A 24,913-nucleotide genomic window follows, 5' to 3' on the forward strand; every position below is an offset into this window, starting at 1 on the left:
CCGCATGGTCATATTATGCTGGACAACATGACCGGGCGGTCCGGTTAGAGGGAGGCTCTCGCATGAAGGCATTGACGGCGACGCGGTACGGCGGGGTCGAGGTTCTGGAGATGGCGGACGTACCGGTCCCGTTGCCCGGCCCCGGCCAGGTGCAGGTGCGGATCGCGGCGGCCGGCCTCAACCCCGCCGACCTCAGGCTGGTGAGCGGCGTGTTCAAGGAGTCGGCGCCCCTGACCTTCCCGCACGTCCCCGGCAGCGACTTCGCCGGTACGGTGACGCGCGTCGGCGAGGGCGTCGAGCGGTTCGCCACGGGTGACGAGGTCTTCGGGCTGGGCCTGGCACGGTCGGCCGGGAGCATGGCGAGCCTGCTGTGCTCACCGCCGCCGTTCACGACGGGGACGATGGCCGAGTACGCCGTCTTCGAGGCCGCGACCCCCGCCATGGCCCTCCTGCCCTCCGGCCTGCCCGCCGAGCACGCCGCCACCCTGCCCATGGCCGCCCTGACCGCGCTGCCCCTGCTGCGCGCCTGGGACTTCGGGCAGGGGATGAAGGTGCTGGTCGTCGGGGCGACCGGCGGGGTGGGCGGGGCCGTGGTGCCGTTGCTGGCGGCGCGGGGCGTCCATGTGATCGCCACCGCGATCCCGGAGGACGAGGCGTACGCACGCAGGCTCGGGGCCGCCGAAGTGATCGACTACCGTTCGGCCGAACTCGGCCCCGAGACCCTGCGCCGCCATCCCGGCGGCATCGACGCCCTGGTCAACCTGGCCCTGCCCGGGGATGCCCTGCCGGCCGTGGCTCCGGTCGTACGTCCTGGTGGGCGCCTGCTGAACATCGCCTTCCCCAGCCCCGGCCCGGCCACCGGCTTCGAGACCCTCTACACCGCGGCGCGGCCGGGCGACCTGGAGGAGGTGGGCGGGCTGGCCGTGAAGGGCGTCCTGCCTGACACCGTCGGCCGCCGCTACCGGCTGGAGGAGGCCGCGCGGGCCTACGCCGGTCTGGTGCGCGAGCACGTACCGGGCAAGATCGTCGTCACCGCGGGAAGATGATGGTCTTGTGCCCGTCGAGCAGCACCCGCTGCTCGGCATGCCATCTGACCGCCCTGGCCAGCGCCACGCACTCCACGTCGCGGCCCATCGCCACCAGGTCCTCAGGGGAGTGGCTGTGGTTGGCCCTGGCCACCTCCTGCTCGATGATCGGCCCCTCGTCCAGGTTGGCGGTCACGTAGTGGGCGGTCGCGCCGATCAGCTTGACCCCGCGGCTGTGGGCCTGGTGGTAGGGCTTGGCGCCCTTGAACGACGGCAGGAACGAGTGGTGGATGTTGATCGCCCGGCCCGCCAGCTTCTCGCAGAGCTCCTCGGAGAGCACCTGCATGTAGCGGGCGAGCACCACCAGGTCCACCTGATAGTGCTCCACCAGGGCCAGCACCTCGGCCTCCTGCTTCGGCTTGCTCTCCTGGGTGACCGGCAGGTGGTGATAGTCGATGCCGTTGGACTGGGTGAGCGGCCGCAGGTCGGGGTGGTTGGAGACGACGGCGACGATCTCGATGTCCAGGGCCTTCGACCGCACCCGGTAGAGCAGGTCGTTCAGGCAGTGGTCGAACTTGCTCACCATGATCAGCACGCGCGGCTTCCTGGCCACGTCGCGCAGCTTGAACTCCATGGCGAAGTCGGGCGCGAGCGCGGCGAAGGCGGCGTTGAGCTCGTCCTCGCTCAGGGGGCCCGCGAACTGCACGCGCATGAAGAAGCGCTGCCCCACCCTGTCGCCGAACTGCTGGCTCTCGATGATGTTGCACCCGTTCCCGGCGAGCAGGCCGGAGACGGCGGCCACCACACCTGGCCGGTCGGGGCAGGACAACGTCAGGATGTATTCGGCGGGGCTGATCATGCCTTCACTCTCGCGGGACTCGGGCTCAGCGGCTCATCTGGGCAGGTTACCGGTGGGCGGCCATGGTCGAGAGTACCTCTGGTCCATGCCTGGGGTCCCACGTCTCGGGTAGTTGTCGGAGGTGGCAGGCAGCACGGGGGAACGGCCGCTCCTTTCTCCTGAAGCCCCGGACGTAGTGCCCCACCGCAACCGCGCGGGGCGGGATGGAGCGCGTGCCCTTGGAAGCCGTTGTGCTGATCGTCGTCGCCGGTCTGTTCGCCGTCGTGTCCGGGATCAACGATGGTGGCGCCCTGCTCGCGACCGGGCTCAAGCTGCCGGCGATCCGCCCGGCGGTCGGGATCCTCGTGCTCGTCGCGCTCGTGGCGGTCGTGCCGCTCGTCACGCACCGGGTGGCGTTGACGTTCGTGACGCGGCTGGCCTCGTTCGACGAGCCGGGCGGAAAGATGGCGATGACGGTCGCCGTGCTCTCGGCGCTCGCCGTGGTGGCGGCGCTCAGCTCGAAGGGGCGCCCGACCAGCCTCACCCTGGCCATCGTGGGCGGCCTGACCGGGGCGGGGCTGGGCTGGGGACTGCCGGTCTCGCCCGGGTCGGTGGCGCTGGTGCTCGCGTTCGGGCTGGCGGCGCCGTTCGCCGGGGGGCTGGTGGCGTGGGTGCTCATCCGGGTGCTGGCCGCCACGACCTCGGCGGGGAAGCTGCGGCGCTGGCACTGGGCGGGGTTCCTGCTGCAGACCCTCGCGTACGCGGCCAACGACGCGCAGAAGATGCTGGCCGTGTTCATGATCGCTGTTGGGTTCTCGGGGGCGCCGCTGTCGTACACGGTGCCGGTGGCCGTCCTGTTCGGCCTCGGCACCCTGTACGGGCTGCCCAAAGCCGGTCGCACACTCAGCCGCGAGATCATCGTCTCCAGGCCACCGCACGGAGTCGCGGCGGAGCTGGCCGCGGGCACAGCGGTGATCGCGTGCGCGGCCGCGGGCATGCCGGTGAGCATGACGCAGACCATCGCGGGAGGGCTCATCGGCGCGGGGGTGGCGCAAGGAGGTGGGCGGGTTCGGTGGTATGCCGCTGGGAAGATCGTCGCCGCCTGGCTGCTGACGTTGCCCGCCAGTCTGGCGCTGGGCTGGGGGGTCGCGTTGGTGGTGAAGGGAATCGCGAGCGTGAGGCTGTTATGGCTGGGGCGACCGGCGTACGGGGCCGCTCCTCCCCGAAGGCGGCCGGAGCGTGAAGCGGCTGTGGCGGATCCGGGATCTCATGACGGGCCGCATGGACAGCGCGCTCTCGGAGGCGCTGCTCGGGCAGCTCGAAGCCACCAAGCAGGGCGCGTGGCTGGCCATGGCGATGATCGGCGGCGAGGTCGGCAGGACGGGCGCGCACGAGCGGATGCGTTCGATCGAGCACATGGGCGACGAGGAGCGCGCCCGCCTCATCGAGGAGCTCAAGACCGCCCTGGTCACGCCGATCGACCGGGAGGACCTCTTCCGGCTGTCCCGGTCGATCGACGACGTGCTGGACTCCCTGCGGGACTTCGTCCGCGAGTCCCACCTCTACCGGGTGCCTGAGCAGATCCGCTTCACTCCCCTGCTCGACCAGGTCATCGTCGGCATCGACGCCCTGGAGAACGCCGTCCGCGACCTCGCCTCCCGCCCGTCCGTGGTGACCCACGACGCTCTGGAGGCCAAGAAGGCGGGCGGGGCGATCCGGCGGATGTACCAGTACGAGATCTCCCGGATCTTCTCGGGGGAGATCACGGCGGACGCGATGAAGGAGCGGGAGCTGGTACGCCGTCTGGAGATCGTCGGCGTGGCCATCGGTGAGGCGGCCGACGCCATCGCGGACGGCGCGATGAAGCGGTAGACGGCGCTGGGTCAGCGGGCGAAGGCGTCGATGCCGGTGAGCTCCGCCGACAGGGTCCACAGACGGGCGGCCTGGTCGGGGTCGATGGCGTGGGCGCGTACGCCGGAGAGCGCGTCCGGGTCCGTGGAGGACTCGGCGATGTCGCAGTCCTCGCAGTAGACGCCGCCCATGCCCGCCAGCTGCGCTGAGGTCGCCGCCCACACCTGGGTGGCCGCGCCCTCCTCGGGCGTCTTGAAGCTGGTCTCCAGCTGGTTGCCGTCCTCGTCGATCCAGCCGGCCGCGACCATCTCCTCCTTGGGGAGGTGGCGCTGCAGCGGGGTGAGGATGCCGCCGGGGTGCAGCGCGAACGCGCGTACGCCGGCGTCCTGGGCGAGCTTGTCGAGGTGCACGGCGAAGAGCACGTTCGCGGACTTCGACTGCCCGTAGGCCTGCCACTTGTCGTACCCGTGCTCGAACTGCACGTCGTCCCAGCGGATGCCCGAGCGGCGGTGTCCTCCGGACGAGACGGCCACCACCCGGCCCCGGCCACGGGCGATGGCCGGCCACAGGAGGTTGACCAGCGCGTAGTGGCCCAGGTGGTTGGTGGCGAACTGCGCCTCCCAGCCGGGGCCGACGCGCGTCTCCGGGCAGGCCATGATGCCCGCGCTGTTGATGACGATCTCGGCGCTGCGGCCGGTGGCCAGGAAACGCTCGGCGAAGCCGCGTACGCTGTCGAGGTCGCCCAGGTCGAGCTCGTCCACCTCGACCCCGTCGAGGTCCCCGACCGCCTCCCGGGCGGTCTCGGCGCGGCGGGCGGGGACGACGACGTGGGCGCCGGCGCGGGCGAGCGCACGCGTGGTCTCCAGGCCGAGGCCCGAATAACCGCCGGTGACGATCGCCAGCTTCCCGGACAGGTCGATCCCGTGGAGCACGTCGTCCGCGGTGCTCCTGTAGCCGAAGCCCGATCCGATCTTGTGCTGTGGCGTGGTCATGGACCTACGGTACGAATTGGAGCGCACTCCAGGTCAAACGCCACTCCGTAACGCTCCTTCGTGGCTACAGGCCGAGCACGGGCGCGAGGCCGGTGAGCTGGGTGACGGCGTCGGCGAGGTCGGGGGCGTCCGGAGAGAGGGGCTGGATGACGACGTGGTCGGCGCCGGCGTCGAGGTGGGCGCGGATGCGTTCGGCGACGGTGATCGGGTCGCCCCAGGCCACGATGGCGTCCGTCAGGCGGTCGCTGCCCCCGTCGGCGAAGTCGGCGTCGGTGAAGCCGAGCGTGCGCAGGTTGTTGAGGTAGTTGGGCAGCGTCAGGTAGAAGGACATGTGGGTGCGGGCGATCTGGCGGGCGCGGGCCGGGTCGGACTCGAGGACGACCGCCTGCTCGGGGATGAGCAGCCGGTCGGGGCCGAGGATCTGGCGGGCCTGGGCGGTGTGCTCGGGCGGTACGAAGTAGGTGTGGGCGCCGTCGGCCCTGTCTCTCGACAGCTCCAGCATCTTGGGCCGCAGGGCGGCCAGGAGCCTCGGGCACTCGCCCTTGGGGAGGATGCGCCCGGCCTCGTCCATGGCGTCGAGGTAGGCGCGCATCGCGCTCAGCGGCTTGGCGTAGTCGTGGCCGCGGGTGCTGACCAGGGGGCCGTGGCTGACGCCGATGCCCAGGAGGAAACGGTCGGGGAAGGCGTCGGCCAGCGTGACGGCCGCCGCCGCCATGGCGGTGGCGTCCCTGACCCACAGGTTGGCGATGCCGGTGCCGACGGCCACGCGCTCGGTGGCCGCCAGCACGACGGCGGCGCTCGTGAACGGTTCCTTGCTGCCCCAGCCCTCGTTGACCCAGATCGAGCCGTAGCCCAGCGCCTCGACCTGGGCCGCCGCGCGTCGTACCTCCTCGGCCGGGGCCTTTGCGGTCATGGGATGCCACACTCCGACGCGTCCGATGTCCACGGTCGCTCTCCTCGGGTAGGATGTTCGATTGAGATGGAACATTACCCTCACGTTCGACCGCAGTCGAACAGGACACGCAACCTCACCCACACCTCTCCCCTCGAGGTCTCGCTCCAAGCCGCCCTCGACGCGCTCGGCGACCCGATCCGCCGCCGCATCGTGCGCGAACTCGCCGGCGTCCCCGACTGGGAGCGCGCCTGCGGCACGTTCAACCACCTGCCGGTCGCCAAGTCCACGCTCAGCCACCACTTCTCGGTCCTGCGCCGTGTCGGGCTGCTGGAGCAGCGCGACGAGGGGACGCGCCGGCTCAACCGCCTGCGGCGCGAGGAGTTCGACGGCCGCTTCCCCGGGCTCCTGGCACTCGTCATCGGCGAGACGCCGGAGGAGGGCTCCGATGGAGGTCACTGATGAGAGCAGTGATCGTCCCGCCGCGCGGGTGGTGTGCCTGGACCGGGACGGCAGGGTGCTGCTGATGCACTGGTACGACAGCGTCGACCAGGTGGAGATCTGGGAGCCCCCCGGCGGCGGGCTCGATCCCGGGGAGACGGCGCTGGAGGCGGCCAGGCGGGAGCTGACCGAGGAGACCGGGTTGCCGGGTGAGGCGGTGGCCGACCGGTCCGTCGAGGTCGAGCGGGACTTCCGGTGGCTGGGGGTTCGCTACGTGAAGCGGGAGCCGTTCTACCTGGCCACGTTCGGCGAGGCCCGGCCCGAGGTGGATCCCGGGGAGTTGACCGAGGAGGAGCGGGCCGCCTTCCGTGGCTATGTCTGGGCTGAGGAACCGCCCGAGGGTCTCGAACCGCCGGGGTTGTGGAAGGTCATCGAGCAACTCACGCGATCTCCACGCTGACGCCCGCCGTGGCGACCGACAGCTCACCGGTGTACGAGGCGGCGGCCGCCTCAAGGGCGGGGGCCGCGGGGGTGTCGGGCCACAGGTGGGTGAGGAGCAGGCGGGCCGCCCCGGCCGACGAGGCGGTGCGGCCGGCGTCGCGCGCGGTGGAGAGGTAGGGGGCGTCCTCCTCGGGGACCCGCTCCGGGTAGGTCGCCTCGGCCACCAGGAGGTCCGCGTCCTTGGCCAGGGCGAGGAGGTCGGCGGACGGCCCGGTGTCGCCGGTGTAGGCGAGCACCCGGCCGCGCGAACCCGTCAGCCGGAGGCCGGCGTTCGGCACGTGGTGCGGCAGGTCGAAGGTGTCCAGGTGGAACGGGCCGATCTGGTGTGATGTGCCGGGTGCGAGGTCGTGGGCGGTCAGGCTGCCCGCCAGCATGCGGGGCCGGTCCAGGGCCAGGACGGCGTCGAGGGCGCCGGGTGGGGCGTAGACCGGCAGCGGCGGCGCGGGGGCGTCGGCCAGGGCGCGGGCGCGCAGGAGAGGGTTGAGGTCGGCGCAGTGGTCGGGGTGGCCGTGCGTGACGAGGACGGCGTCCACCTCCGCGGCGCCCATACGTTCCAGGAGCCGTGGCAGGGTCGCGTATCCAGGGTCGATGAAGATCCGGAAGCCGTCCTCCTCCACGATGTAGCCGCTGCACGCCTGGCCGGCCGCCGGCCAGGCGCCGCAACCGCCCAGCACCGTGAACCTCATGAATGCCCCAGCTCCTCGCGCGTCGTCGCCATCAGGTCGCGCAGCAGCGCACCGGCCACCTTGTCGTGCTCCGCCTCCACCGACAACCCCTGGTTCACCCGGTCGCGGTAGACCTCGCGCTCGCGCGCGTCGGTGTAAGGCAGCGCTGTCATGGCCACGATCACGCCGGCTTTGGTGCCGCCGCGCGGCAGGACCGCCACGACGTGGGTGCGCAGGCAGGTCTCGTCGGGCGCGCCGTACCAGCCGGACTTGACCGCGGCCTGCGGGGAGCGCAGCGCCTCGCGGGCGCCGAACGCCTGCGTCTCGCTCACCTCCCCCATCCACCCGAGCACGGTCCCCGCCACCGGATCGCCCGCCGCGGCCGCCTGGGCGAGCACCGCGTACGCGGCGGCCACCTCGTCGGCCGCGACCTCGACGGAGCCGAACCTGGAGGGGTCGCCGTTCGGCGGCTCCCAGGCCACACCGGTGCGTTCGCGGAGGTCGTCGAGGATGACCCGGGGGCCGACGGAGAGCCACAGGTTGAGGGTGTCGGCGTTGGAGGAGATGACGACGGCGGGCTCGGCGTGGCGGCGCCATCGTTCTGTGTCGGGGATGCGGGCCGCGCTCACCCACGCGTACAGGGGCTTGAGCAGGGACGCGCAGCGCAGCCGGGTCAGGCCGGATCTGACGCTCACCGTGCGGGCGGGCGGGCCGCCATAGCCGCGCCTGATGCCCGCGGCCTGGACACTGGCGCTGTGGTCAAGGTCATTGAGCAGGTCGTTGAAGGCCACGAACTCCACCGTAGACCTACGGCGCCTCTCCCCCGCGCCGTTCGTGCCACTCGGCGCCCGGCGGCTTGGCCGCCCCCGTCGCACGCCGCCATCGAGTCACCGGCAAGAGCTCACTCACTCCAGCGCGGCCGCGAACCGGGTCCGCAGCTCGGCCAGACGCTTGACGGGCTCGTTGCTGAAGACCAGGCGAACGTAGCGGCGCGCGACCTCCTCCCCCCACGCCGTCATGGGCGTGGCGGCGACCCGGCCGCGTTCGAGGAGGCGGGCCGACAGGGCGGCGGCCGTCAGCCCCATGGCCTCGGCGTCCACCAGGCACGACCAGCCGCCGCCCGCGCGCACCAGCGGCAGGTCGCGCAGCTGCTCGGCGACCGTGTCGTGGCGGACCTGGTATTCCGCGACCGCCTCCGCCACGCCCGACGGCTCCCTGAGCGCGGCCGCGGCGCCGATCTGGTGAAAGCCGCTGGCCACTGTCGTGTTGTAGATGCCGGCCAGCATGATCCGGGACATGATGTCCGCCGGGCCCGCGACCCAGCCGATCCGCCAGCCGATCATGCGGTATTCCTTGGACATCGACCCGATGATGATCGTGCGTTCGGCCAGGCCCTCCACCCGGCACGGGTTGACGCGCGGGTGACCGTCGAAGACGATGCGCTCCATGGCGGCGTCGTAGATCAGGTACGCGCCGGTGCGGTCGCAGACCCGGGCCACCTCCGCCCAGTCGTCCCGGTCGAGGACCACGCCCGAGGGCATGGACGGGCTCATCAGCAGCAGGGCCGCCGCCTCGCGCACCCCGGCCAGCGCCTCGCGGTCCAGGCGCCAGTGGCCGGCCTCCACGCGCAGGGGCACCAGGTGCGGGCGGGCGCCCGACAGGCGTACCCGCTGGAACAGGCCCGCGTACGTGGGGTCGGTGAGCACCACCGGGTCTCCCGGCTCGGTGGTGGCCAGCAGCACGGGCATGACCGCCGACGTGCCGCCCGAGGTGATGGTGATCTGGCGCAGCGGGTCGTAGGCGACCCCGGTGCGCGTCCGGAGGTCGGCCGCCACCGCCTCGCACAACTCCGGCAGGCCGGTCAGCGGCAGCCAGCTGTTGCCCGTCCCGTCGGCCAGGGACTGCCTGGTCGCGGCGACCGCCACGGGTGGGGGCGGGACGTCGGTGTCGAGGTTCTCCAGGCGCAGCACGTCGGGGTCGTCTCCGGCCTGCGCCGCGACCGTGTCGAGGCCGATCGGCTGGACGTGGGCGAACCGGGAGTTGGGTCGCATGACAGCACCTCCGTCGAGGGGTTCCGTATACGGAACAGTCCTCTTCAGGTGATCGGCTGTCAAGGGATGGGAGCATTGGCGCATGCGGGGGCGAATGGGGCGGGCGGCCGTGGTGAGTGCCGCTCTGGGGGTGTTGTGGTGGGCCACCGTACGGCTGGCGTGGGCGGGTGTCGGTTGTGAGGATTGGGGCTGCCTGGCGCCGGCCGTCGGCCTCGTCGCGGTGATCAGCCTGGGGCTGCTGGCCGCGTCCGCGCTCGTGCTGGAGCGGGTGGGCGTGCGGCCGGGGCGGCGGGTGGCGCTTTCGGCGGCGGGCATGCTGGTGGCCTTCAGGCTCGCGGGCGAGGCGATGCCCTCCTGGACGTCGTCGTTCGCGCACGCGGTCACGGCGGGGGTCTCGTTCGCCGTGGCGGGGGCGCTGGCGGCGTTCGTGACGGAGGCCGGGGTGGCGCGGCGGTGGCGGGTCACGGCCGTGCTCGGGGTGGTGGCGCTGGTGCCGGTCGCGCTCATCACATCCTTGGCCAGGTACGGCCTCTGATCCCGCGGGATCATCCTCGGCGGTCGTCGGCGTCGGCTTCGGCGTGGCGGCCGAGGGCGCGCAGGGCGACGGCGCGGTTGGTGTACAGGTCGGCCTGAGGCTGCAGGTCGATGGCGCGCGTCAGGTCGGCGACCGCGCCCTCCAGGTCGCCCATGGCGTAGCGGAGGACGCCCCTGTTCCCCCAGGCCACCGCGAGGCCGGGGTCCTCGGTGACGGCCAGGTCCAGCGCCGCCTCCGCCTCCGCGTACCGGCCCGTGGCCGTCTCCAGCTGACCGAGCACCGTGAGCAGGTGCGGGTTCACGGGGTCCAGAGCCAGGCCCGACTCGACCGTGGCGGTGGCATCCGCGTCCCGGCCGGCGGCGGCCAGGAGGCCGGCGCGGTTGATGTAGGCGTCCAGGCTGGCGGGGTCGAGCTCGATCACCCGCCCCAGGTCGGCGAGCGCCCCCTCCATGTCACCCCGCACCGTACGCAGCTCCGCCCGGTTGTAGTACGCCTCGGGCAACGGCGGCCCGGCCACCATGGCCCGCTCGAAGTCGGCCAGCGCCTCCTCGTGCCGTCCCAGCTTGAACAGCAGGTTGCCCCGGTCCAGGTAGTAGTCGGGAAAGCCGGGATCGAGGGCGATCGCCGCCCCGTAGTCCTCCAGCGCCTCCTTGACGTGCCCGAGCCCGGCCAGCAACTGGGCCCTGTTTGCCAGCAGCACCATCCGGTGCAGCGGGTGGCGCTCCCCCAGCTCGCGCGCCAGCTCCATGGCGGAGTCCACCAGCGCGAGCGCGGCCTCGGGCCGGCCGTGCCGCAGCTCGATCAGGGCCAGGCCGTTGCGGTCGAAGCCCAGCTTGAACGCCCGCTCGAACGGGTCGGGCAGGAGGCCGGAGATGGCGATCGCCTCGTTGATCCAGGCCCTGGCCCTGACCAGGTCGCGGCGGGCTGGGTCGGGGTGGCGGGCGTCGAGCATGGCCGTGCCGTACGCGGCCGCGGCGTGCATCGCCGGATCCTGACTGGCCAGGCGTACCCGATCCCAGACGGCGCGGGCCTCGGCGGTGCGCCCGAGCCCGGCCAGCGCGGTCGCGGTGCGCTGCGCGAAGCGCCACCAGCGGGCGCCGCCCGCCTCCGTACCCGCCATGCCCCGCTCCCCCAGCTCCGCCGCGGCGTGCAGGAAGCCCTCCCGGGTGCACCGGTCGACGAGAGTCCACAGCTCGCCGGCGTCGCGGGCGTCGGGCGGGGACGATGGGCCGCCGGAGTACACGGTGATCGACAGGGTGACGGGCGGGATGCGCCGCATCATGACGTCGAGTAGCTCGGTGTCGGTGGGGTCGGCCGCGTCGCCGTTGCACACGGCGATCGCCAGCCCTGGCCGTACGACGTCACGCACGAACTCCGCCAGCCCGTTGGCCAGCCGCAGCGTACGGCGGGGCGCGGGCACGAGGATGCGCTCATCGTCGGGCAGGCCCGCGTCGATCGTGCCCCGGCCGGCCGGGACGATCCCGGCGAGTTCGGGCGCGGCTGCCAGGATCTCGATGTCATGGGCCGCGACCAGCTCAGGCGATGCCTCCGGCACCAGGTGCCCCAGCAGGGCGGCGGCGAAAGAGTAGGGGCCGCGCGGCGTGCGGTGTGCGTCGATCAACGGCGCCAGCAGCCGCGCGGCCCCCCATTGAGAGGGCGGTTCGCCCTGGACCTTGAGGTGGGACCTCGCCTCGGTCACCCCTTGTGAATGACGCTGGAGGTCACAGCTAGCCTTGCGGTTCCAGGCTTGCGGACGACGATGCGCTTCATGACGTACCTCTCCACTCGGGGTTTAATTCCCCATTATTGGGTCACCCCACCGAATATCAAGGTTTATCGCGATTAAGTGAGAGGCTAATGGATAAAAAGCACTTGCCTTTTGAATGGTGTATCTAACCTATTAGGACCGAAACCAACGGTGCAATCGTGTGGTACGCGCCTGCTTCGATTCCTCCATCAAGTCACACAGGCACCGCCCGAGCAGTGTGACCGACTGGCAGCACCCCGGCCCCGGCAGGCCCTTCGTCCGCACAATCCGCGTCGCCCGCTCGATCAGCCGCTCCAGGCTGGGCTCCGCACCCCCCTTGAGCGAGCGGGTCTGCCAGGGACACGACTCGGCGTCCAGGCAGGCGCCCTTGGCGATGTAAGGCGCGGGTTCGCCCAGGAGCTGTAACGGGTCCGTACGCTTGATCCGCTGGTCGGCCAGCACCTTGGCGGCCCGGCTCGCGAGGGCCAGCAGATGACGGCGGCCCGACGGCTTGACCGCGCCGGCGGTCCTGGACGGCAGGGCGAGCAGCATCGCCCCCGCCATGAGCCCGCCGCCGACGATCATGCCCCACCCCAGCCGCTCGTGGAACCAGATCACCGCGATCCCGGCCACCCAGAGGGGCTGCGAGGACATGAGGATCTGGCTCGGCACGGCCGGGACGTGCGCCTGGGCGCAGGAGCGGGCCAGGAAGCCCAGCGCGCACGCCACCACGGACAGGTGCGCCAGGATCATCCAGTCAGGCAGGCTCGTCGGCACGGAGATCCCGTCGCGCACGGCGACGCCGCCGGTGAGGATCCCAATGGTGAAGAGCTGGATCACGGTCAGCGGGTAGGCGGGAAACCCGGACGGGCGCTTGGACAGGTGCGCCAGCATGAGCGTGTGGCCCGAGTAGAGGGCGGCGGCGGTGAGCGTGACGACGAGGGCGAGCACCGAGATCTCGTGCTCCTCCACCCCGCGCAGCACCGTGAACACGATCATCCCGGCCAGCGCGAGCACGACCCCGGCCCAGATCCGCCGTCGCACCGGCTCCTTGTACAGCACGAGCGACAGGATCGGCGTGATCATCACGCTGCAGCCGACCGCGAACCCCGACACCGCGGACGGCAGATGGTCGAGCGCCAGCGCCTGACCGGCCTGCCCGACCCCGAACATGACCCCCAGCACGGCCCCGTTGACCCACGTGTCGCGCGACAACCCCCGCAGGCAGCCCGGCTTGAAGGCGAGCAGCGTCAGCGAGGCGAGGAGATAGCGCTCGGCGAGGAGGTCCTCCACCGGTAACCGCAGGATGAGATCTTTCATGAGAGGGAAGGCCGACCCCCAAGCGGCGCTGACGAACAACAGAAGCACGGCTCCCAGAAGGGGGCGGGGAGCGGACATGCCTGCCATAGGAAAAGCATGGCACTACTATTCGCAGCCGTTGATGTACAGGCAGCAGCCGGTGAGGCTTGTATACACCTCGGTGGTAAGAGCCTCACCCGCTGGTTCGTACATCCTTATCCGTGGATCCCGATATGGGTCTCAGTTCGACATATCGCTCATGTGGAATTGGGCGATTGATGTCCGGATTGGGAGGCCAGCGGGGCGTCACGAGCGGTGACGAGGAAGATCGGCGGCAGCGTCACGCCGAGAGTGTCCGGGGAGGGCCCCAGGAGGGGTTTGGGGCCGTGAGGGGATTGGCGATCCAGAGTCAGAGGACAGCCGGTGGGATCAGGCGTTTCTCTCCATAGACGACGACCAGATCACCTACTCGCGCCCTGGAGAGCTCACGCCATCCCTGACGCTCGTACAGCGCCAGAGCGGCCTCCTGGTTGAGCGTGGTGTCGCCTTTGACACTGTGGAACCCGAGCTCCAAAGCGCGCCGCTCCAACGCGATGAGCATGGCCGCGCCGAAGCCGCGACGCTGGAACTCGGGATGCACCCTCAACCGGCAGACCTCGGCCGTGCTCGTGTCGTAGGGTCTCAGCCCGCCCATCGCCACGACCCGCGAGGCCACCTCCCCGACCAGGAAGTCGCCGCCGCAGGCCAGGTAGATCTCCTGGATGCGAGGGAAGTCGTCGTCGTAGTAGACGCCGTCACCGGGAACCAGGCCCACCTCGGCGAGGCAGACCCGGTGGAGTGCGAGGATGGTGTCGAGATCCGACCACCGATAACGTCTGATCGTCAGCTTCATCCATCGCCCCCTTTCAGTTGGGGCACTCTGGGCCGGCGCAACGCGGCCTGATAGCCGTCCAGTCCTGGTGCGTGCGCGTCCCGCGCGATGATCGCCTGTTCGAGTTGCAGCGCGGGCCGCATGATGAGGTCGGTGAGGTATTCGTCGCCGACCATGTTGAGAGCCTTCGTGCCGATCACCACCGCCTCCTTGACATCGCCGTCGATCAGCCGGCACTGGGCCTGGTCGAGCCTGATCAGCGTCTGGTCGAGAATGTGGTCTTCGTACTTGCCCAGCGCCTGGTCGAGCACCACCTCGGCCTCGATCGTCTGACCGAGCTTGGTGAGCACGTCGCCCTGGTAGAAGTAGAGCTGTTTCTCGGTGTACCCAAAAGCGACGTCCTCCTGATCCTCGCTCTTCAGATGGGAGAAGGCGTTCCTGGCCCGCGCCAGGGCGCGCTTGGCCTGGTCGACGATCTCCTTCTTGCTCTCGCCGCCTCCCGACATCATGGCCAGCGCCCTGGCCTCGACCACCGGGGCCATGGCCTGCGCCGGGCACGACGTGGCGCCGGCCAGGTCGCGGCTCTTCTTGGCCAGTTGGAGCGCCTCGCGGGCGTCGCCGAAGTAGAGGGGGACGAGGGATTCGCGGGCGCAGATCCAGGCGCGCAGCGCGCGGTCACCGGTCTCGTCCGCCGCCGTGCGCCCGGTGCGGAAGAAGGAGCGGGCCTGGCGGTGGTCGCCGAGGTTGATCATGATCATGCCGCTCAGCCCGGAGAGCTGGGCAGCCATCCTGCAGAGGCGCTCCTGCAGGTCGATGGGCTGACGGCGGGACATCGCCGTGCGTACGGAGCTCAGTTCGAGCAGCACGTCGCACAGCAGCCGCAGCGGGGCCGTCGTCGTGTACTGGCGACCGAAGCTGACGGTCGCCTCCTCCCACTGGTCGAGCATCGCGGCGGACACCGTGGCCGAGACCAGCGTCTCGTCCATCCTGCGCCTGATGCCCTCGCACGCTCCCAGCACCGGCCCGTCGAGTTGCTGGGACAGGTTGGTGTCGGTGTTCAGAAGATTTAACAGGGTGCGCCGGAGGATGTTCTCGTCCTCCTCGGCGTCGGGCTCCGACTCCATCGGCTGGATCAGCAGCTCCCGCTCCGCCGGGCGCTCCTTGACCTCGGCGGCGGCGCCCAGCACCCCGGGCATCCGGTGGCCGTGGCCGCAGATGCAGGGCGCGTCGTAGCCGAGCGCCCCCGGCTCGACCCGGTAGACCGTGCACAGGTAGTGCAGGTATTCGGGCCCCGGGCGCTTGAGCCCGCTCTCGTACGCGGAGAGCAGGGTCTCCCCGATGCCGGGCATCGGTTTCGCGTCTCGCTCGAACAGGGCTCGCACCTGCTCGATCACGTCGGCCAGCGCGATCCCGTAAGACAGGCGATGCGCCTTGATACGGGTCGTGGTGAACTGGGCCGTGCACGCTTCGTGGATCTCATCAGCTATCTGAGCCGACGTGCGACCGGCGGCAAGGCCCCTGGCCCTGATCCGCCGGGCGATCTCCGTCTCCCTGTGCTGTCTGCCGGACATCCCGGCCCCTCTCACGCATGTCTCGACCGGTCCGCAACTGGTGACTTAGCGTAGCCTCCAAGTCGCTGTGCGCCTACCCATGACTATGAAGTAATGCCGAGTGGATGGGAAACGCCCGCAACCAGCCTACGGTTAAGGATCGTCCTCCCCGGGACTGTTTCTTACAACCCATGAGTGAGAAGCCACTCCCCGTGAGCACGACGGCTCGTTGCGCCCGCCCTTGACTTGGGCCATCTTTGGCCCACCAGCAACGATTCCCGAGGAGGACGAACGGTGGGGGACGACAACTTCGAGCACCTGGAGCGCCTGGTAGCGGAACTCGGCGCGCGCGGGTTGCTCGCACGAGTGGTCCAGACCCAGAACGGGCGCAGGTTCGTACGGGTCATCAACCCTAACGCCACGAGCCTGTCCGAGAACGTCACCTGTCGTTCGGCAGCCGTCTCGGACATGCCGGACTGGTGGTACTGCTGGTCCTGGGGCGAAAAGATGCACACGGCCGATGACCCGGCCGGTGCGGCGACGAAGGTCGCCCGCGTGCTCGCCGCCGTGGGGGAGTGACGACCGCGGTGAACCGGGTGGAGCGCAGCCACCACGGCTCACCGCAACCCACGGCGGCCTCTGGGGGCCGGCGGAGTGACCGGTGCGGAGGGCCTCTCGTCAACGAAGGAGCCCTGGTCGCTCCGCCGGTTCCGGCCACTGCGCGCACGACCGTACGGCGTCGCACGCCGTGCGCACGAAGCCGCCCGCCCGGTCCGCCGGGCGGGTGTTCGGGGGATCCCTCCCGGAACCGGCACGGGACATGCTTCCGGGTGTGTGTCCCGTTCCGGGCCGTCCGTCATAGGAGCGCTGGATCTCTCCCTCCGCGGCCCAGAGATCCGGCGACCCCGTCTTCCCCGGCGTGATGTGACGGCGGGCGGTTCGGTCGGCGGTATTTTGGATCGAAACGGTCCAAAGAGCGACCGAACCGCTTCCGGAGGGGGATCCACCATAGTGTTACTGCAGGTGTTGCCGTCGCCATCGCCCACGCCGTCGTCGGTCTTCGGCGATATCGAGAAGCTGACGACTCAGATGAGCGGGACCTGCGGCACAGACCCGATTTGCTCTAGCCTTGCCGGGATGTTTGACAACGCACCATGGGCAGGGCTCGTGGCCAGTGCGATCGCCATCGTCCTGATCCTCGTGCTGGCGATCGTTATCCGCAATCTCGCACACCGGCTGATCACGAGGATGGTGAACCGCGCGGCGACGGGTGGTTCCCTTACGAGCAGGTTCCGCAAGTCGGCGGTGCCCGAGGGCATCGACGCGCTGCTGCACGAGCGACGCAAGCAGCGGGCCGAGACGATGGGCTCCGTGCTCAAGCACATCGCGTCCATCGTGATCATCGGCACCGGCATCCTGACCGTGCTCGAACGGCTCACGATCCCGATCGCGCCGCTGCTGACCAGCGTCGGCATCCTCGGCGTGGCCATCGGCTTCGGCGCGCAGGAGCTCGTGAAGGACTTCATCGCGGGCATGTTCATGCTGCTGGAGGACCAGTACGGCGTCGGCGACGTGATCGACGCGGGCGCCGCAGTCGGCACGGTCGAGGCGGTCACGCTGCGCGTCACGAGGCTGCGCGACGTGGACGGCCGGGTCTGGTACGTCCGCAACGGCACGATCACCCGCATCGGCAACGAGTCGCAGGGCTGGTCGCGGGCCTTCATGGACGTGCCGGTGGCCTACGACGCCGACATCGTGGGCGTGCGGGTGCTGCTCGAGCACGTGGCCGAGGAGATCTGGGCCGACCCCGAGCTGCGCGAGTCCAAGATCGTGGAGCAGCCGCACGTCTACGGCGTGGAGCAGCTCTCCGACAGCTCGCTGGTCTTCCGCATCACCGCCAAGACGCTGCCGTCCGCGCAGGCGGAGGTGTCGAGGGATCTCAGGCTCCGGGTGAAGACGGCGCTGGACTCCGCGGGCATTCCGATGGTCGCCAGCGCTTAGGCTAGGAATCGTGACAGAGACCTCCTTCTACGACGCCGTCGGAGGCGAGGAGACCTTCCGGCGCCTCGTGCATCGCTTCTACGAGGGAGTCGCGGAAGATCCGCTCCTGCGGCCGCTCTACCCGGAGCCCGACCTGACGGGCGCCGAGGAGCGGCTGCGGGGCTTCCTGATCCAATATTGGGGCGGCCCCAACGACTACAGCCAGCAGCGCGGCCACCCGAGGCTGCGCATGCGGCACATGCCGTTCGTGATCGGCGAGCCGGAGCGTGACGCCTGGCTGCGGCACATGCGTGACGCGGTCGATTCGCTCGATCTGACGGAGGAGCAGGAGACCCGGCTCTGGGACTATCTGGTCTATGCCGCCCAGAGCTTGGTGAACTCACCCACGTAACGGGGCATGACTCGCCACATGGACATCCCCTGGTGGCGTGATGCAGTCGTCTACGAGATCTACGTTCGCAGCTTCGCCGACGCCTCGGGAGACGGCGTCGGCGATCTGGTAGGGGTGCGCGAGCGCCTGCCGTACCTTCAGCGGCTGGGCGTCGACGCGATCTGGCTGACGCCGTTCTACCCCTCCCCCATGGCCGACGGCGGCTACGACGTGGCCGACTATCGCGGCGTCGATCCGCTGTTCGGCACGCTCGCCGACTTCGAGGCGCTGGTCACCGCCGCGCACGAGCACGGGCTGCGGGTCATCGTGGACATCGTGCCCAACCACAGCTCCTCCGCGCATCCCTGGTTCCAGGCGGCGCTGAAGGGCGAGCACCGCGACCGCTACATCTTCCGCGACACCACCAACAACTGGCAGTCCACCTTCAGCGGGCCCGCCTGGACGCGGGTGGCGGACGGGCAGTACTACCTGCACCTGTTCGCGCCGGGTCAGCCCGACCTCAACTGGCGCAACCCCGAGGTGCGCGCGGAGTTCCTGGACATTCTGCGGTTCTGGCTGGACCGGGGCGTGGACGGGTTCCGCATCGACGTGGCCATGGGCCTGTACAAGGCGGAGGGTTTGCCCGACGTCAGCGACCAGTCGTTCAAGGCGGTCTCGCCGGTGTGGGGGCAGCCCGAGGTGCACGACGTCTACCGCGACTGGCGGCGGGTGCTGGACAGCTATCCGGGCGAGCGGATGGCCGTGGGCGAGGTCTGGACCGACAGCTCCGAGGACCTGGCCCTCTATCTTCGCCCCGACGAGTTGCACCAGAGCTTCAACTTCGCCTGGTTGCAGGCTCCCTGGTCGCCTACGGCGTTCAAGAAGGTGATCGACGACACGGTGTCCACGGTGCGGTCCGCGACGTGGGTGCTGTCCAACCACGACGTCGTACGCCACCGCACCCGCTACGACGCCGCCGATCCCGGCACGGGCCTGGCGCGGGCCAGGGCGGCGCTGCTCACGATGCTGGCCCTGCCCGGCTCCGCCTACCTCTACCAGGGCGAGGAGCTGGGGCTGCCGGAGGTGACCGACCTGCCGGACGAAGCCAGGCAGGACCCGGTCTTCCTCCAGTCGAAGGGCGAGCTGCCGGGGCGCGACGGGTGCCGGGTGCCGATCCCGTGGACGGTGGACCCGCCCTCGCACGGCTTCTCGCCGGGCGGGGCCGAGCCGTGGTTGCCGCAGCCGGAGACGTTCGCGGAGCTGAGCGTCGAGAAGCAGGAGGGGGTGGCGGACTCGACGCTGGAGTTCTACCGCCGGGCCCTGGCCTGCCGCCGTGAGCTGGCCGGGTCCATTCCTTACACGCTGGAGTGGCTGAAGTCTCCCGAGGGTGCGCTTTTCTTCACCCGCGGACCGCTGATCTGCGCGATCAACTGCGGTCTGCGCCCGGTGCGCCTGCCCGCGCACGACGAGGTGATCCTGTCGACCGGGGCGCTCAAGAGGGGGCTGCTGCCGCCCGACACGGCGGTGTGGCTGCGGCGGTCATAGCCCTCTCGGCCGTTCGCCGCGAAAGGGGATGACGGGCAGGGAGAGCACGGCGAACGCCAGGCCGCCCGCGAACCCCGCCCAGTAACCGGAGTTCAGGATCAGCGCCCCGGCCAGCGGCGTGACGGCCAGGGAGACGGTGTTCTGCACGGTGTTGTGGGTGCCGAGCACCTTGCCCGCCCAGCCGGGGCCGGCCAGTTCGCCCGCCGAGAGGTAGGCCAGGCCGTTGCCCGCCACGGTCATCACCGAGGCCAGGGCGAGCGTCGCGATCCCGAGCACGCTGCCGGTGAACGCGCCGGCGACCAGCAGCGCCAGCACGACCAGGTTCCAGAGGGTGAGCAGCAGCAGGGGCCGCATGCGCAGGCCGGTCCTGTCGGACCAGCGCCCGACCGCGATGCGTATCGCGGCCCCGCCGATCGCGGCCACCCCGAAGAGCTGACCGGCCGCGATGTCGTCCCAGCCGTAGGACTTGACCAGGCAGTCCACGCCGTACGTGCTGACCACGACCTGCGGCACCACGTGCAGGGCGCTGGTGGCGTGCACCCGCCAGAGCGCGGGCTGCCGGTACGGCGAGCGCTCCCGCTCCGCGCCCGCCCCGGCGATGGTGTGCGGCGGCTCGGCCAGGAAGAGCACGGCCAGGACGGCGGCCAGCAGGCTCACGCCGGAGCAGAGCAGCAGCACGCCCGGCAGCCCGTGGGCCCGCGCGATGGGCGGGAGCACGAAGGCGGCGACGGCCATGCCGAGGGTGAAGGAGACCTGGCGCAGGCCCATGGCGAGGCCGCGTTCAGGGGGCCGGAACCAGCGCAGCACGATGCGGCCGCCGCCGACCATCGCGGCCGAGCCCGCCGCGCCCGCCACGGCCAGCAGCGCGATCACCGCCCACGTGCTCTCCACGAAGGCGAGGGCGGCGAACAACACGGCCGCCAGCCCGACGCCGAGGCCCAGGACCAGCCGCTCGCCGTGCCGGTCTGCCAGGGCGCCCCAGGCGACGAGGGCGCACAGAATACCGAAAGCCGGGGCGTTCCCTATGAGACCGCCCACAGGCAGGGAGACGTTGAAATGTCGCAAAATTTCAGGCATGACCAGGGGCAGGCCGAACAGCCCTAAAGTGACGCTGGCGTGGGCGTTGACACCCAGCGCCAGCATCAGCCAGCGTCTCATTCCGCGTAGCGCTTGAGGTAGGCCAGTTCGCCCTCGTTGAGCCTGCGGGGGGCCGCCCGTTCGACGTCGTACGCGGCCAGGACGGACAGGGCGGTGACGTAGACCGCCTCGTCGTCGCGGATCTCGTACCGGAGGGTGAAACGCACCGACCGGATCTCCGTCACCCACGTCTCGACCCGGACGGGCTGCGCGCGGAAGCCGAGGGGACGGCGGTAGTCGATCTCGTGGCGGGTCACGACCAGGCCCTTGAACGGCTCGTCGCCCTCGTTGTACGGATCGATGTGGAACATGCCGAAGCGGGCGTCCTCCAGGTAGTCGAGGAAGCGGACGTTGTTCACGTGACCTTGGGAGTCGACGTCGCCGAATCTCACCGTTCGGAGATAGATGTGCCGTTCGGCCGGGGTGCGTTCAACCACGTCCGCCACCGTACCCGGCCGGGTCAGGTGGCCTTGCGGCGGGCCAGGCAGGCCAGCACGGTCAGGACCGAGATCGTGGCCATGGAACCGAGCGCCCAGCGGTAGCCGGTGACGAGCTGATCGACCGCACCACCCGGGAGCTGGGCGAGCGTGCCGTCGAAGACCCGCTGGTGCAGCGCGACGGGGAGCGGCGCCGTGATGATCGACAGGACCAGGCCGGTGCCCACGACGTTGCCGGTGTTCTGCAACATCAGGCGCATGGCGTTGACGATGCCGAGCCGGTTGGAGGGCAGGCCGTCCAGGATGGCGGTGTTGTTGGAGGGCATGAACACGCCCGAGCCGAGGCCGATGAGCACGAGTCCGGCGGCGACGGCCGCGTACGGCGTGTCGGCGGACATCACGGCGAACATGACCACCAGCCCGCACGTGGTCGTCGCGGCCCCGGCCACGGCCAGTGTGCGCGCGCTCAGCAGGCGCTGCAGGAAGCCCGAGGTCACCGAGGCGAACATGGCGGCGATGGCCAGCGGCAGCACCTTCAGCCCGGCCTGGACGGGATCGTCGCCGCGCACGGCCTGGAAGTAGAGCGCGACCAGGAAGACCATGCCCATGCGGGCGACGGCGTTGAGGAAGGAGGCCAGCGTGCCGAAGGCGAAGGTCGGATTCCTGAACAGGCCCAGGTCCACGACCGGGTGCGCCGCTCGCGACTCCCTGACCAGGAACAACGGCAGCCCCACGACGAAGGCTCCCAGCCCGCCCAGCACCACCGGGTGGCCCCAGCCGAGCCTGGTGAACTCCGACAGCGCGAGCAGCAGCCCGCCCAGCGTGACCAGGACGAGCAGGCTGCCCGGCGCGTCGTGCCCGCTCTCCGTCCTGTCCGGCGCGGGGCTGCGCAGGACGAGCGCTCCCCACAGGAGGCAGAGCAGGCCGATCGGCACGTTGAACCAGAACACCCAGCGCCAGCCCAGGCTCTCGGCCAGCACCCCGCCCAGCGTCGGCCCGATCAGCCCGGCGATCGAGAACGAGGCGATGTAGACGCCCATCCCCTCACCCAGGCGCTCGCGCGGGAAGGCGTCGCTGACCAGTGCGGCGCTGTTGGTGAGCAACATGGCGGCGCCCACGGCCTGCAACACCCGCATGCCCACGATCACCCAGGCGTTCGGCGCCATGCCCGCGAGTAATGCCGCCACCGTGTACGTCGCCAGCCCGACCAGGTACATCCTGCGCCTGCCGAACAGATCCGCCAACCGGCCGAACAGCACCATGAGGACGGTCGTGGTCAACTGGAAGCCCAGGAGGATCCAGCCCGCGGCCGTGGCGTCGGCCCCGGTGTGCCTGGCGATCTCCGGCAGCGCGACGTTGATCGCGCTGCCGCCGAGCCCGGTCAGCACGCTGGCCATGCTCACGACGGACAACGTCCGCCAGGCGTAGCTGGTGGGGGTGGTGGTGCTCATGGTCGCCGGCAAAGGCTCTGTCCTTTCTAGATTTTAATACTAGAATCCAATTCAAGTCGTCAGCCGGTCAAGGATCGAGGTGTCGGATGAGCGGGATAGTCGAAGGCCGCGTGGTGATCGTCACAGGTGCGGCCAGGGGCATCGGACGGGGACATGCGCTGGAGTTCGCCAGACAGGGCGCGAAGGTGGTGGTCAACGACCTGGGCGCGGAGGTGGACGGCACCGGCTCGTCGGGGGCGGCGGCCGAGGTCGTGGCAGAGATCGAGGCCATGGGCGGCCAGGCCGTCGTCAACGGGGAGGACGTCTCCGACTTCGACGGCGCCGAGCGGCTGATCCGCTCCGCCGTCGATCACTTCGGCGACCTGGACGTCCTGGTCAACAACGCGGGCATCCTGCGCGACCGGATGCTCGTCAACATGACCGCCGACGAGTGGGACGCCGTGATCAGGGTGCACCTGCGTGGCACGTTCGCGCCGCTGCGCCATGCCGCCGCGTACTGGCGGTCCAAGAGCAAGGCGGGCGAACGCGTCGATGCCCGGATCATCAACACGACCTCGTCCTCCGGCATCTACGGTAACCCGGGGCAAGGCAACTACGGCGCCGCGAAAGCGGGCATCGCGGGCCTGACGGTCATCGCCTCCAGGGAACTGGAGCGGTACGGCGTCACCGTGAACGCCGTCGCGCCCGCCGCACTGACCCGCATGACCGAGAACCTCATGCCCAAGGGCGGGACGGGCGCCGACCCCGACGACATCGCGCCGCTGGTCGTCTGGCTGGCCAGTCCTGAGGCTCGCGCGATCACCGGCCGGGTGTTCAACGTGCGGTCGGGCGTCATCAGCGTCGCCGAGGGCTGGCACGCCGGCCCCGGCGTGGACAAGGGCGGCCGGTGGGACCCGGCCGAGCTGGGCTCCGTCATCCCCGCCCTGGTCGAGAAGGCCGCGCCCAACGCCCTCACCAACGGCCGCATCCCCGGACGGGAGGACTGACATGCCGCTCGACCACACCGTGGTGGGCGTCGAGGGGGCCGCGCACGAGCGGACCTGGACCTCCAAGGACACCATGCTGTACGCCCTCGGCGTCGGAGCGGGCACCTCCGAGCTGGAGTTCACGACGGAGAAGGGGCAGCGGGTGCTGCCGACGTTCGCCGTCCTGGCCGCGCAGGCGCCGGGGCGGCAGCTCGGCGACTTCGACCGGGCCATGCTGGTCCACGCGGAACAGGGCTTCACCCTGCACCACGAACTGCCGGCGGCCGGTGGGGTGCGGACGACCTCCACGGTGACCGGGATCTACGACAAGGGCTCGGGCGCGCTCGTGACCTCCGAGGCCACGGCCGTGGACCTGGAGACGGGCACGCCCGTGATCTCCTCCCGGAGCTCGGTGTTCATCCGGGGCGAGGGCGGCTTCGGCGGCGATCGCGGGCCGCGCGACTCCTGGACGCCGCCGGATCGGGCGCCCGACCACAAGGTGACCTACTCCACGGATCCCGCCCAGGCGCTGCTCTACCGTCTCTCCGGGGACTACAACCCCCTGCACAGCGACCCCGCGTTCGCCGCCAGGGCCGGGTTCTCCCGTCCGATCCTGCACGGCCTGTGCACGTACGGGGTGACGGGGCGGGCGCTGCTGCACACTGTGGCCGGGTCGGACCCCGGGCGGTTCAAGGCGATGTCGGGGCGCTTCTCCAGCCCGGTGTTCCCCGGGGAGTCGCTCACGGTGTCGATCTGGGTGGACGGTTCCGACGTGCTGTTCAGAACGGCCAAGGACGACGGGACGGTGGTCCTGGACCGGGGCCGCGCCACGGTCGCCTGACCGCTCACGCGCGGTCCCGCCGCACCGTGACAGCGGGGCCGCGCGGCCCTGCTCCGTGACAGCGGGGCCGCGCGGCGCGGGAAACCACCGAGAGGGCCCACAGCGCGCTCCGTGACGGCGCCGCGCCACTGAAGGGTCAGCGGGCGTTTCCTGGAGGGCCCTCGGCCGGAGTGCGGCGGGTGGCAGGCCACGGCACCGCGTAAAGGATGGATGAAGTTCAGTCGTCGAGCGCGCGCAGCGGGTCGAGGCGGCGGATGAGGGTCATGGCGGCCTCGATGACCTCCTGGGCCTCCGCCTCGCTGTCGGAGGTGGCGACCTCGCGGGCGGCCTCGCCGATGATGCTGGTCAGCACCGCCACCGTGAAGCGGTCGAGGGGGTCGCCGCCGGCGCCCAGCAGGACGGCGTTCTGGCGGACCCACTCGCGGCCCCGCGTGCGGCGGTTGAGGTCGAAGCCCGGCGGCCCGTCCCCGTCGATGAACAGCCGGACCAGGTCGCGCCGCTCCCACGCCCCCGCGAGGTACGCCCGCGCCCCCGCGATGAGCAGCTCGACCGGGTCGGACACCCCGTCCTTCTTGGCCTTGGCCACGCTGGAGGCCGAGGCCTGCTCGTGGGCGACCTGGTGGTCCTCGTAGAGGGCGAGGAAGAGCTCGGTCTTGCCACCGAAGTGGTGGTAGAGGCTGCCGACGCTGGAACCGGCGCGGGCGACGACCTCGGAGACGTTGGCGTCGGCGAAGCCGTGCTCGCTGAAGACCTCGCGAGCCGCCTGCAGCATGCTTTTGCGGGTCTGGGCCGTACGGCTCCACTCCCACGAGGACTTGCGTGCCATACGAGCATTCTAGCCGCACGAATTCTAGAATCAGATTCTTGACACATGACCGTAACAGTTAGAACCTATTCCTAGAGAACGA

25 protein-coding genes and 1 pseudogene are annotated in these 24,913 nt (G+C 70.6%); 12 read left to right on the top strand and 14 right to left on the bottom strand.

Annotation, left to right across the window (positions count from 1 at the left end):
* Nucleotides 1-62: 62 nt before the first annotated feature.
* Entirely contained in the window at nucleotides 63-1,046 is a 984-nt protein-coding gene (locus ACFPZ3_RS17840; protein WP_379515242.1) for an NADP-dependent oxidoreductase, read from the top strand.
* On the opposite strand, the gene purU is transcribed toward ACFPZ3_RS17840, so the two are convergent.
* Nucleotides 1,030-1,884, bottom strand: a complete 855-nt coding sequence (gene purU, locus ACFPZ3_RS17845; RefSeq protein WP_379515243.1) for a formyltetrahydrofolate deformylase — start codon at nucleotides 1,882-1,884, stop codon at nucleotides 1,030-1,032. The two genes, ACFPZ3_RS17840 and purU, sit on opposite strands and share 17 nt — an antisense overlap.
* 776 nt (nucleotides 1,885-2,660) lie before the next feature.
* Between purU and ACFPZ3_RS17850 the strand changes: the two are divergent.
* Both ACFPZ3_RS17850 and ACFPZ3_RS17855 read left to right on the top strand, forming a co-directional pair.
* A pseudogene (locus tag ACFPZ3_RS17850) lies at nucleotides 2,661-2,939 on the top strand (inorganic phosphate transporter); the annotation flags it as partial.
* A gap of 163 nt (nucleotides 2,940-3,102) precedes the next feature.
* Entirely contained in the window at nucleotides 3,103-3,735 is a 633-nt protein-coding gene (locus ACFPZ3_RS17855) for a DUF47 domain-containing protein (RefSeq protein ID WP_379515244.1), read from the top strand.
* 11 nt (nucleotides 3,736-3,746) lie between these two features.
* On the opposite strand, the gene ACFPZ3_RS17860 is transcribed toward ACFPZ3_RS17855, so the two are convergent.
* Together ACFPZ3_RS17860 and ACFPZ3_RS17865 are read right to left on the bottom strand one after the other, a co-directional pair.
* Nucleotides 3,747-4,706: an SDR family NAD(P)-dependent oxidoreductase gene (locus ACFPZ3_RS17860; RefSeq protein WP_379515245.1), complete on the bottom strand. Its 960-nt coding sequence runs from the start codon at nucleotides 4,704-4,706 to the stop codon at nucleotides 3,747-3,749.
* 64 nt (nucleotides 4,707-4,770) lie between these two features.
* Entirely contained in the window at nucleotides 4,771-5,652 is an 882-nt protein-coding gene (locus ACFPZ3_RS17865; protein ID WP_379515246.1) for an LLM class F420-dependent oxidoreductase, read from the bottom strand.
* 33 nt (nucleotides 5,653-5,685) lie between these two features.
* Between ACFPZ3_RS17865 and ACFPZ3_RS17870 the strand changes: the two genes are divergently transcribed.
* Together ACFPZ3_RS17870 and ACFPZ3_RS17875 are read left to right on the top strand one after the other, a co-directional pair.
* The gene (locus ACFPZ3_RS17870) at nucleotides 5,686-6,060 is read left to right on the top strand and encodes an ArsR/SmtB family transcription factor (protein WP_379515247.1); all 375 of its coding nucleotides are present in this window, start codon (nucleotides 5,686-5,688) and stop codon (nucleotides 6,058-6,060) included.
* Nucleotides 6,047-6,499, top strand: a complete 453-nt coding sequence (locus ACFPZ3_RS17875; RefSeq protein WP_379515248.1) for an NUDIX domain-containing protein — start codon at nucleotides 6,047-6,049, stop codon at nucleotides 6,497-6,499. The genes ACFPZ3_RS17870 and ACFPZ3_RS17875 overlap by 14 nt, the downstream gene beginning before the upstream one ends.
* On the opposite strand, the gene ACFPZ3_RS17880 is transcribed toward ACFPZ3_RS17875, so the two are convergent.
* The 3 genes from ACFPZ3_RS17880 to ACFPZ3_RS17890 form a co-directional block, all read right to left on the bottom strand.
* Nucleotides 6,480-7,226 (bottom strand): MBL fold metallo-hydrolase, encoded by a 747-nt coding sequence (locus tag ACFPZ3_RS17880; RefSeq protein WP_379515249.1) that lies wholly within the window; start codon nucleotides 7,224-7,226, stop codon nucleotides 6,480-6,482. The two genes, ACFPZ3_RS17875 and ACFPZ3_RS17880, sit on opposite strands and share 20 nt — an antisense overlap.
* Nucleotides 7,223-7,996 (bottom strand): hypothetical protein, encoded by a 774-nt coding sequence (locus tag ACFPZ3_RS17885; protein WP_379515250.1) that lies wholly within the window; start codon nucleotides 7,994-7,996, stop codon nucleotides 7,223-7,225. The genes ACFPZ3_RS17880 and ACFPZ3_RS17885 overlap by 4 nt, the downstream gene beginning before the upstream one ends.
* A gap of 114 nt (nucleotides 7,997-8,110) precedes the next feature.
* The gene (locus ACFPZ3_RS17890; protein ID WP_379515251.1) at nucleotides 8,111-9,256 is read right to left on the bottom strand and encodes a pyridoxal phosphate-dependent aminotransferase; all 1,146 of its coding nucleotides are present in this window, start codon (nucleotides 9,254-9,256) and stop codon (nucleotides 8,111-8,113) included.
* 82 nt (nucleotides 9,257-9,338) lie between these two features.
* Here ACFPZ3_RS17890 and ACFPZ3_RS17895 point away from each other — a divergent pair, with 82 nt between their 5' ends.
* Nucleotides 9,339-9,791: a hypothetical protein gene (locus ACFPZ3_RS17895; RefSeq protein ID WP_379515252.1), complete on the top strand. Its 453-nt coding sequence runs from the start codon at nucleotides 9,339-9,341 to the stop codon at nucleotides 9,789-9,791.
* 10 nt (nucleotides 9,792-9,801) lie between these two features.
* Here the strand turns inward: ACFPZ3_RS17895 and ACFPZ3_RS17900 are convergent, their stop codons facing one another.
* From ACFPZ3_RS17900 to ACFPZ3_RS17915, 4 genes are all read right to left on the bottom strand, one after another.
* Nucleotides 9,802-11,490, bottom strand: a complete 1,689-nt coding sequence (locus tag ACFPZ3_RS17900) for a tetratricopeptide repeat protein (RefSeq protein WP_379515253.1) — start codon at nucleotides 11,488-11,490, stop codon at nucleotides 9,802-9,804.
* Between the two features lie 201 nt (nucleotides 11,491-11,691).
* Complete coding sequence (locus tag ACFPZ3_RS17905) at nucleotides 11,692-12,945, bottom strand: DMT family transporter (RefSeq protein WP_379515254.1); 1,254 nt, start codon at nucleotides 12,943-12,945, stop codon at nucleotides 11,692-11,694.
* A 301-nt stretch (nucleotides 12,946-13,246) separates the two neighbouring features.
* Nucleotides 13,247-13,729 carry a GNAT family N-acetyltransferase gene (locus ACFPZ3_RS17910; RefSeq protein WP_379515255.1) on the bottom strand — a complete coding sequence of 161 codons (483 nt, stop codon included), beginning with the start codon at nucleotides 13,727-13,729 and terminating at the stop codon, nucleotides 13,247-13,249.
* Complete coding sequence (locus ACFPZ3_RS17915; RefSeq protein ID WP_379515256.1) at nucleotides 13,726-15,279, bottom strand: XRE family transcriptional regulator; 1,554 nt, start codon at nucleotides 15,277-15,279, stop codon at nucleotides 13,726-13,728. The genes ACFPZ3_RS17910 and ACFPZ3_RS17915 overlap by 4 nt, the downstream gene beginning before the upstream one ends.
* A gap of 273 nt (nucleotides 15,280-15,552) precedes the next feature.
* Between ACFPZ3_RS17915 and ACFPZ3_RS17920 the strand changes: the two genes are divergently transcribed.
* The 4 genes from ACFPZ3_RS17920 to ACFPZ3_RS17935 all read left to right on the top strand — a co-directional run bounded on the left by ACFPZ3_RS17920 (nucleotide 15,553) and on the right by ACFPZ3_RS17935 (nucleotide 19,174).
* A complete protein-coding gene (locus tag ACFPZ3_RS17920) occupies nucleotides 15,553-15,837 on the top strand; it encodes a hypothetical protein (protein ID WP_379515257.1) in 285 nt (94 codons plus the stop codon).
* Nucleotides 15,838-16,395: 558 nt separating this feature from the next.
* Nucleotides 16,396-17,259: a mechanosensitive ion channel family protein gene (locus ACFPZ3_RS17925; RefSeq protein WP_379515258.1), complete on the top strand. Its 864-nt coding sequence runs from the start codon at nucleotides 16,396-16,398 to the stop codon at nucleotides 17,257-17,259.
* A gap of 10 nt (nucleotides 17,260-17,269) precedes the next feature.
* The gene (locus ACFPZ3_RS17930) at nucleotides 17,270-17,650 is read left to right on the top strand and encodes a globin (RefSeq protein WP_379515259.1); all 381 of its coding nucleotides are present in this window, start codon (nucleotides 17,270-17,272) and stop codon (nucleotides 17,648-17,650) included.
* Nucleotides 17,651-17,668: 18 nt separating this feature from the next.
* Nucleotides 17,669-19,174, top strand: a complete 1,506-nt coding sequence (locus tag ACFPZ3_RS17935) for a glycoside hydrolase family 13 protein (protein WP_379515260.1) — start codon at nucleotides 17,669-17,671, stop codon at nucleotides 19,172-19,174.
* Here the strand turns inward: ACFPZ3_RS17935 and ACFPZ3_RS17940 are convergent.
* The 3 genes from ACFPZ3_RS17940 to ACFPZ3_RS17950 are packed head-to-tail and all read right to left on the bottom strand — an operon-like array spanning nucleotide 19,169 to nucleotide 22,199.
* A complete protein-coding gene (locus tag ACFPZ3_RS17940) occupies nucleotides 19,169-20,332 on the bottom strand; it encodes an MFS transporter (RefSeq protein WP_379515261.1) in 1,164 nt (387 codons plus the stop codon). The two genes, ACFPZ3_RS17935 and ACFPZ3_RS17940, sit on opposite strands and share 6 nt — an antisense overlap.
* Nucleotides 20,329-20,757 (bottom strand): acyl-CoA thioesterase, encoded by a 429-nt coding sequence (locus tag ACFPZ3_RS17945; protein WP_379515262.1) that lies wholly within the window; start codon nucleotides 20,755-20,757, stop codon nucleotides 20,329-20,331. Before ACFPZ3_RS17945 ends, ACFPZ3_RS17940 begins: the two co-directional genes overlap by 4 nt.
* 14 nt (nucleotides 20,758-20,771) lie before the next feature.
* Nucleotides 20,772-22,199, bottom strand: coding sequence for an MFS transporter (locus tag ACFPZ3_RS17950; RefSeq protein ID WP_379515263.1), 1,428 nt, complete (start codon nucleotides 22,197-22,199; stop codon nucleotides 20,772-20,774).
* Nucleotides 22,200-22,285: 86 nt separating this feature from the next.
* Here ACFPZ3_RS17950 and ACFPZ3_RS17955 point away from each other — a divergent pair, with 86 nt between their 5' ends.
* A complete protein-coding gene (locus tag ACFPZ3_RS17955) occupies nucleotides 22,286-23,185 on the top strand; it encodes an SDR family oxidoreductase (RefSeq protein ID WP_379515264.1) in 900 nt (299 codons plus the stop codon).
* A gap of 1 nt (nucleotide 23,186) precedes the next feature.
* Nucleotides 23,187-24,005 (top strand): MaoC family dehydratase, encoded by an 819-nt coding sequence (locus tag ACFPZ3_RS17960; RefSeq protein WP_379515265.1) that lies wholly within the window; start codon nucleotides 23,187-23,189, stop codon nucleotides 24,003-24,005.
* A 217-nt stretch (nucleotides 24,006-24,222) separates the two neighbouring features.
* On the opposite strand, the gene ACFPZ3_RS17965 is transcribed toward ACFPZ3_RS17960, so the two are convergent.
* On the bottom strand, nucleotides 24,223-24,831 hold the full coding sequence (locus tag ACFPZ3_RS17965; RefSeq protein WP_379515266.1) for a TetR/AcrR family transcriptional regulator: 609 nt from the start codon (nucleotides 24,829-24,831) through the stop codon (nucleotides 24,223-24,225).
* Between the last annotated feature and the right edge of the window lie 82 nt (nucleotides 24,832-24,913).

Source organism: Nonomuraea insulae (assembly GCF_042656245.1).

Coding starts and splice junctions, on each gene's coding strand:
- ACFPZ3_RS17840 (WP_379515242.1), top strand. CDS start 63: ATGAAGGCATTGACGGCGACGCGGTACGGCGGGGTCGAGGTTCTGGAG.
- purU (WP_379515243.1), bottom strand. CDS start 1,884: ATGATCAGCCCCGCCGAATACATCCTGACGTTGTCCTGCCCCGACCGG.
- ACFPZ3_RS17860 (WP_379515245.1), bottom strand. CDS start 4,706: ATGACCACGCCACAGCACAAGATCGGATCGGGCTTCGGCTACAGGAGC.
- ACFPZ3_RS17870 (WP_379515247.1), top strand. CDS start 5,686: ATGGAACATTACCCTCACGTTCGACCGCAGTCGAACAGGACACGCAAC.
- ACFPZ3_RS17875 (WP_379515248.1), top strand. CDS start 6,047: ATGGAGGTCACTGATGAGAGCAGTGATCGTCCCGCCGCGCGGGTGGTG.
- ACFPZ3_RS17880 (WP_379515249.1), bottom strand. CDS start 7,226: ATGAGGTTCACGGTGCTGGGCGGTTGCGGCGCCTGGCCGGCGGCCGGC.
- ACFPZ3_RS17890 (WP_379515251.1), bottom strand. CDS start 9,256: ATGCGACCCAACTCCCGGTTCGCCCACGTCCAGCCGATCGGCCTCGAC.
- ACFPZ3_RS17895 (WP_379515252.1), top strand. CDS start 9,339: ATGCGGGGGCGAATGGGGCGGGCGGCCGTGGTGAGTGCCGCTCTGGGG.
- ACFPZ3_RS17905 (WP_379515254.1), bottom strand. CDS start 12,945: ATGGCAGGCATGTCCGCTCCCCGCCCCCTTCTGGGAGCCGTGCTTCTG.
- ACFPZ3_RS17910 (WP_379515255.1), bottom strand. CDS start 13,729: ATGAAGCTGACGATCAGACGTTATCGGTGGTCGGATCTCGACACCATC.
- ACFPZ3_RS17915 (WP_379515256.1), bottom strand. CDS start 15,279: ATGTCCGGCAGACAGCACAGGGAGACGGAGATCGCCCGGCGGATCAGG.
- ACFPZ3_RS17925 (WP_379515258.1), top strand. CDS start 16,396: ATGTTTGACAACGCACCATGGGCAGGGCTCGTGGCCAGTGCGATCGCC.
- ACFPZ3_RS17935 (WP_379515260.1), top strand. CDS start 17,669: ATGGACATCCCCTGGTGGCGTGATGCAGTCGTCTACGAGATCTACGTT.
- ACFPZ3_RS17940 (WP_379515261.1), bottom strand. CDS start 20,332: ATGAGACGCTGGCTGATGCTGGCGCTGGGTGTCAACGCCCACGCCAGC.
- ACFPZ3_RS17950 (WP_379515263.1), bottom strand. CDS start 22,199: ATGAGCACCACCACCCCCACCAGCTACGCCTGGCGGACGTTGTCCGTC.
- ACFPZ3_RS17955 (WP_379515264.1), top strand. CDS start 22,286: ATGAGCGGGATAGTCGAAGGCCGCGTGGTGATCGTCACAGGTGCGGCC.
- ACFPZ3_RS17960 (WP_379515265.1), top strand. CDS start 23,187: ATGCCGCTCGACCACACCGTGGTGGGCGTCGAGGGGGCCGCGCACGAG.
- ACFPZ3_RS17965 (WP_379515266.1), bottom strand. CDS start 24,831: ATGGCACGCAAGTCCTCGTGGGAGTGGAGCCGTACGGCCCAGACCCGC.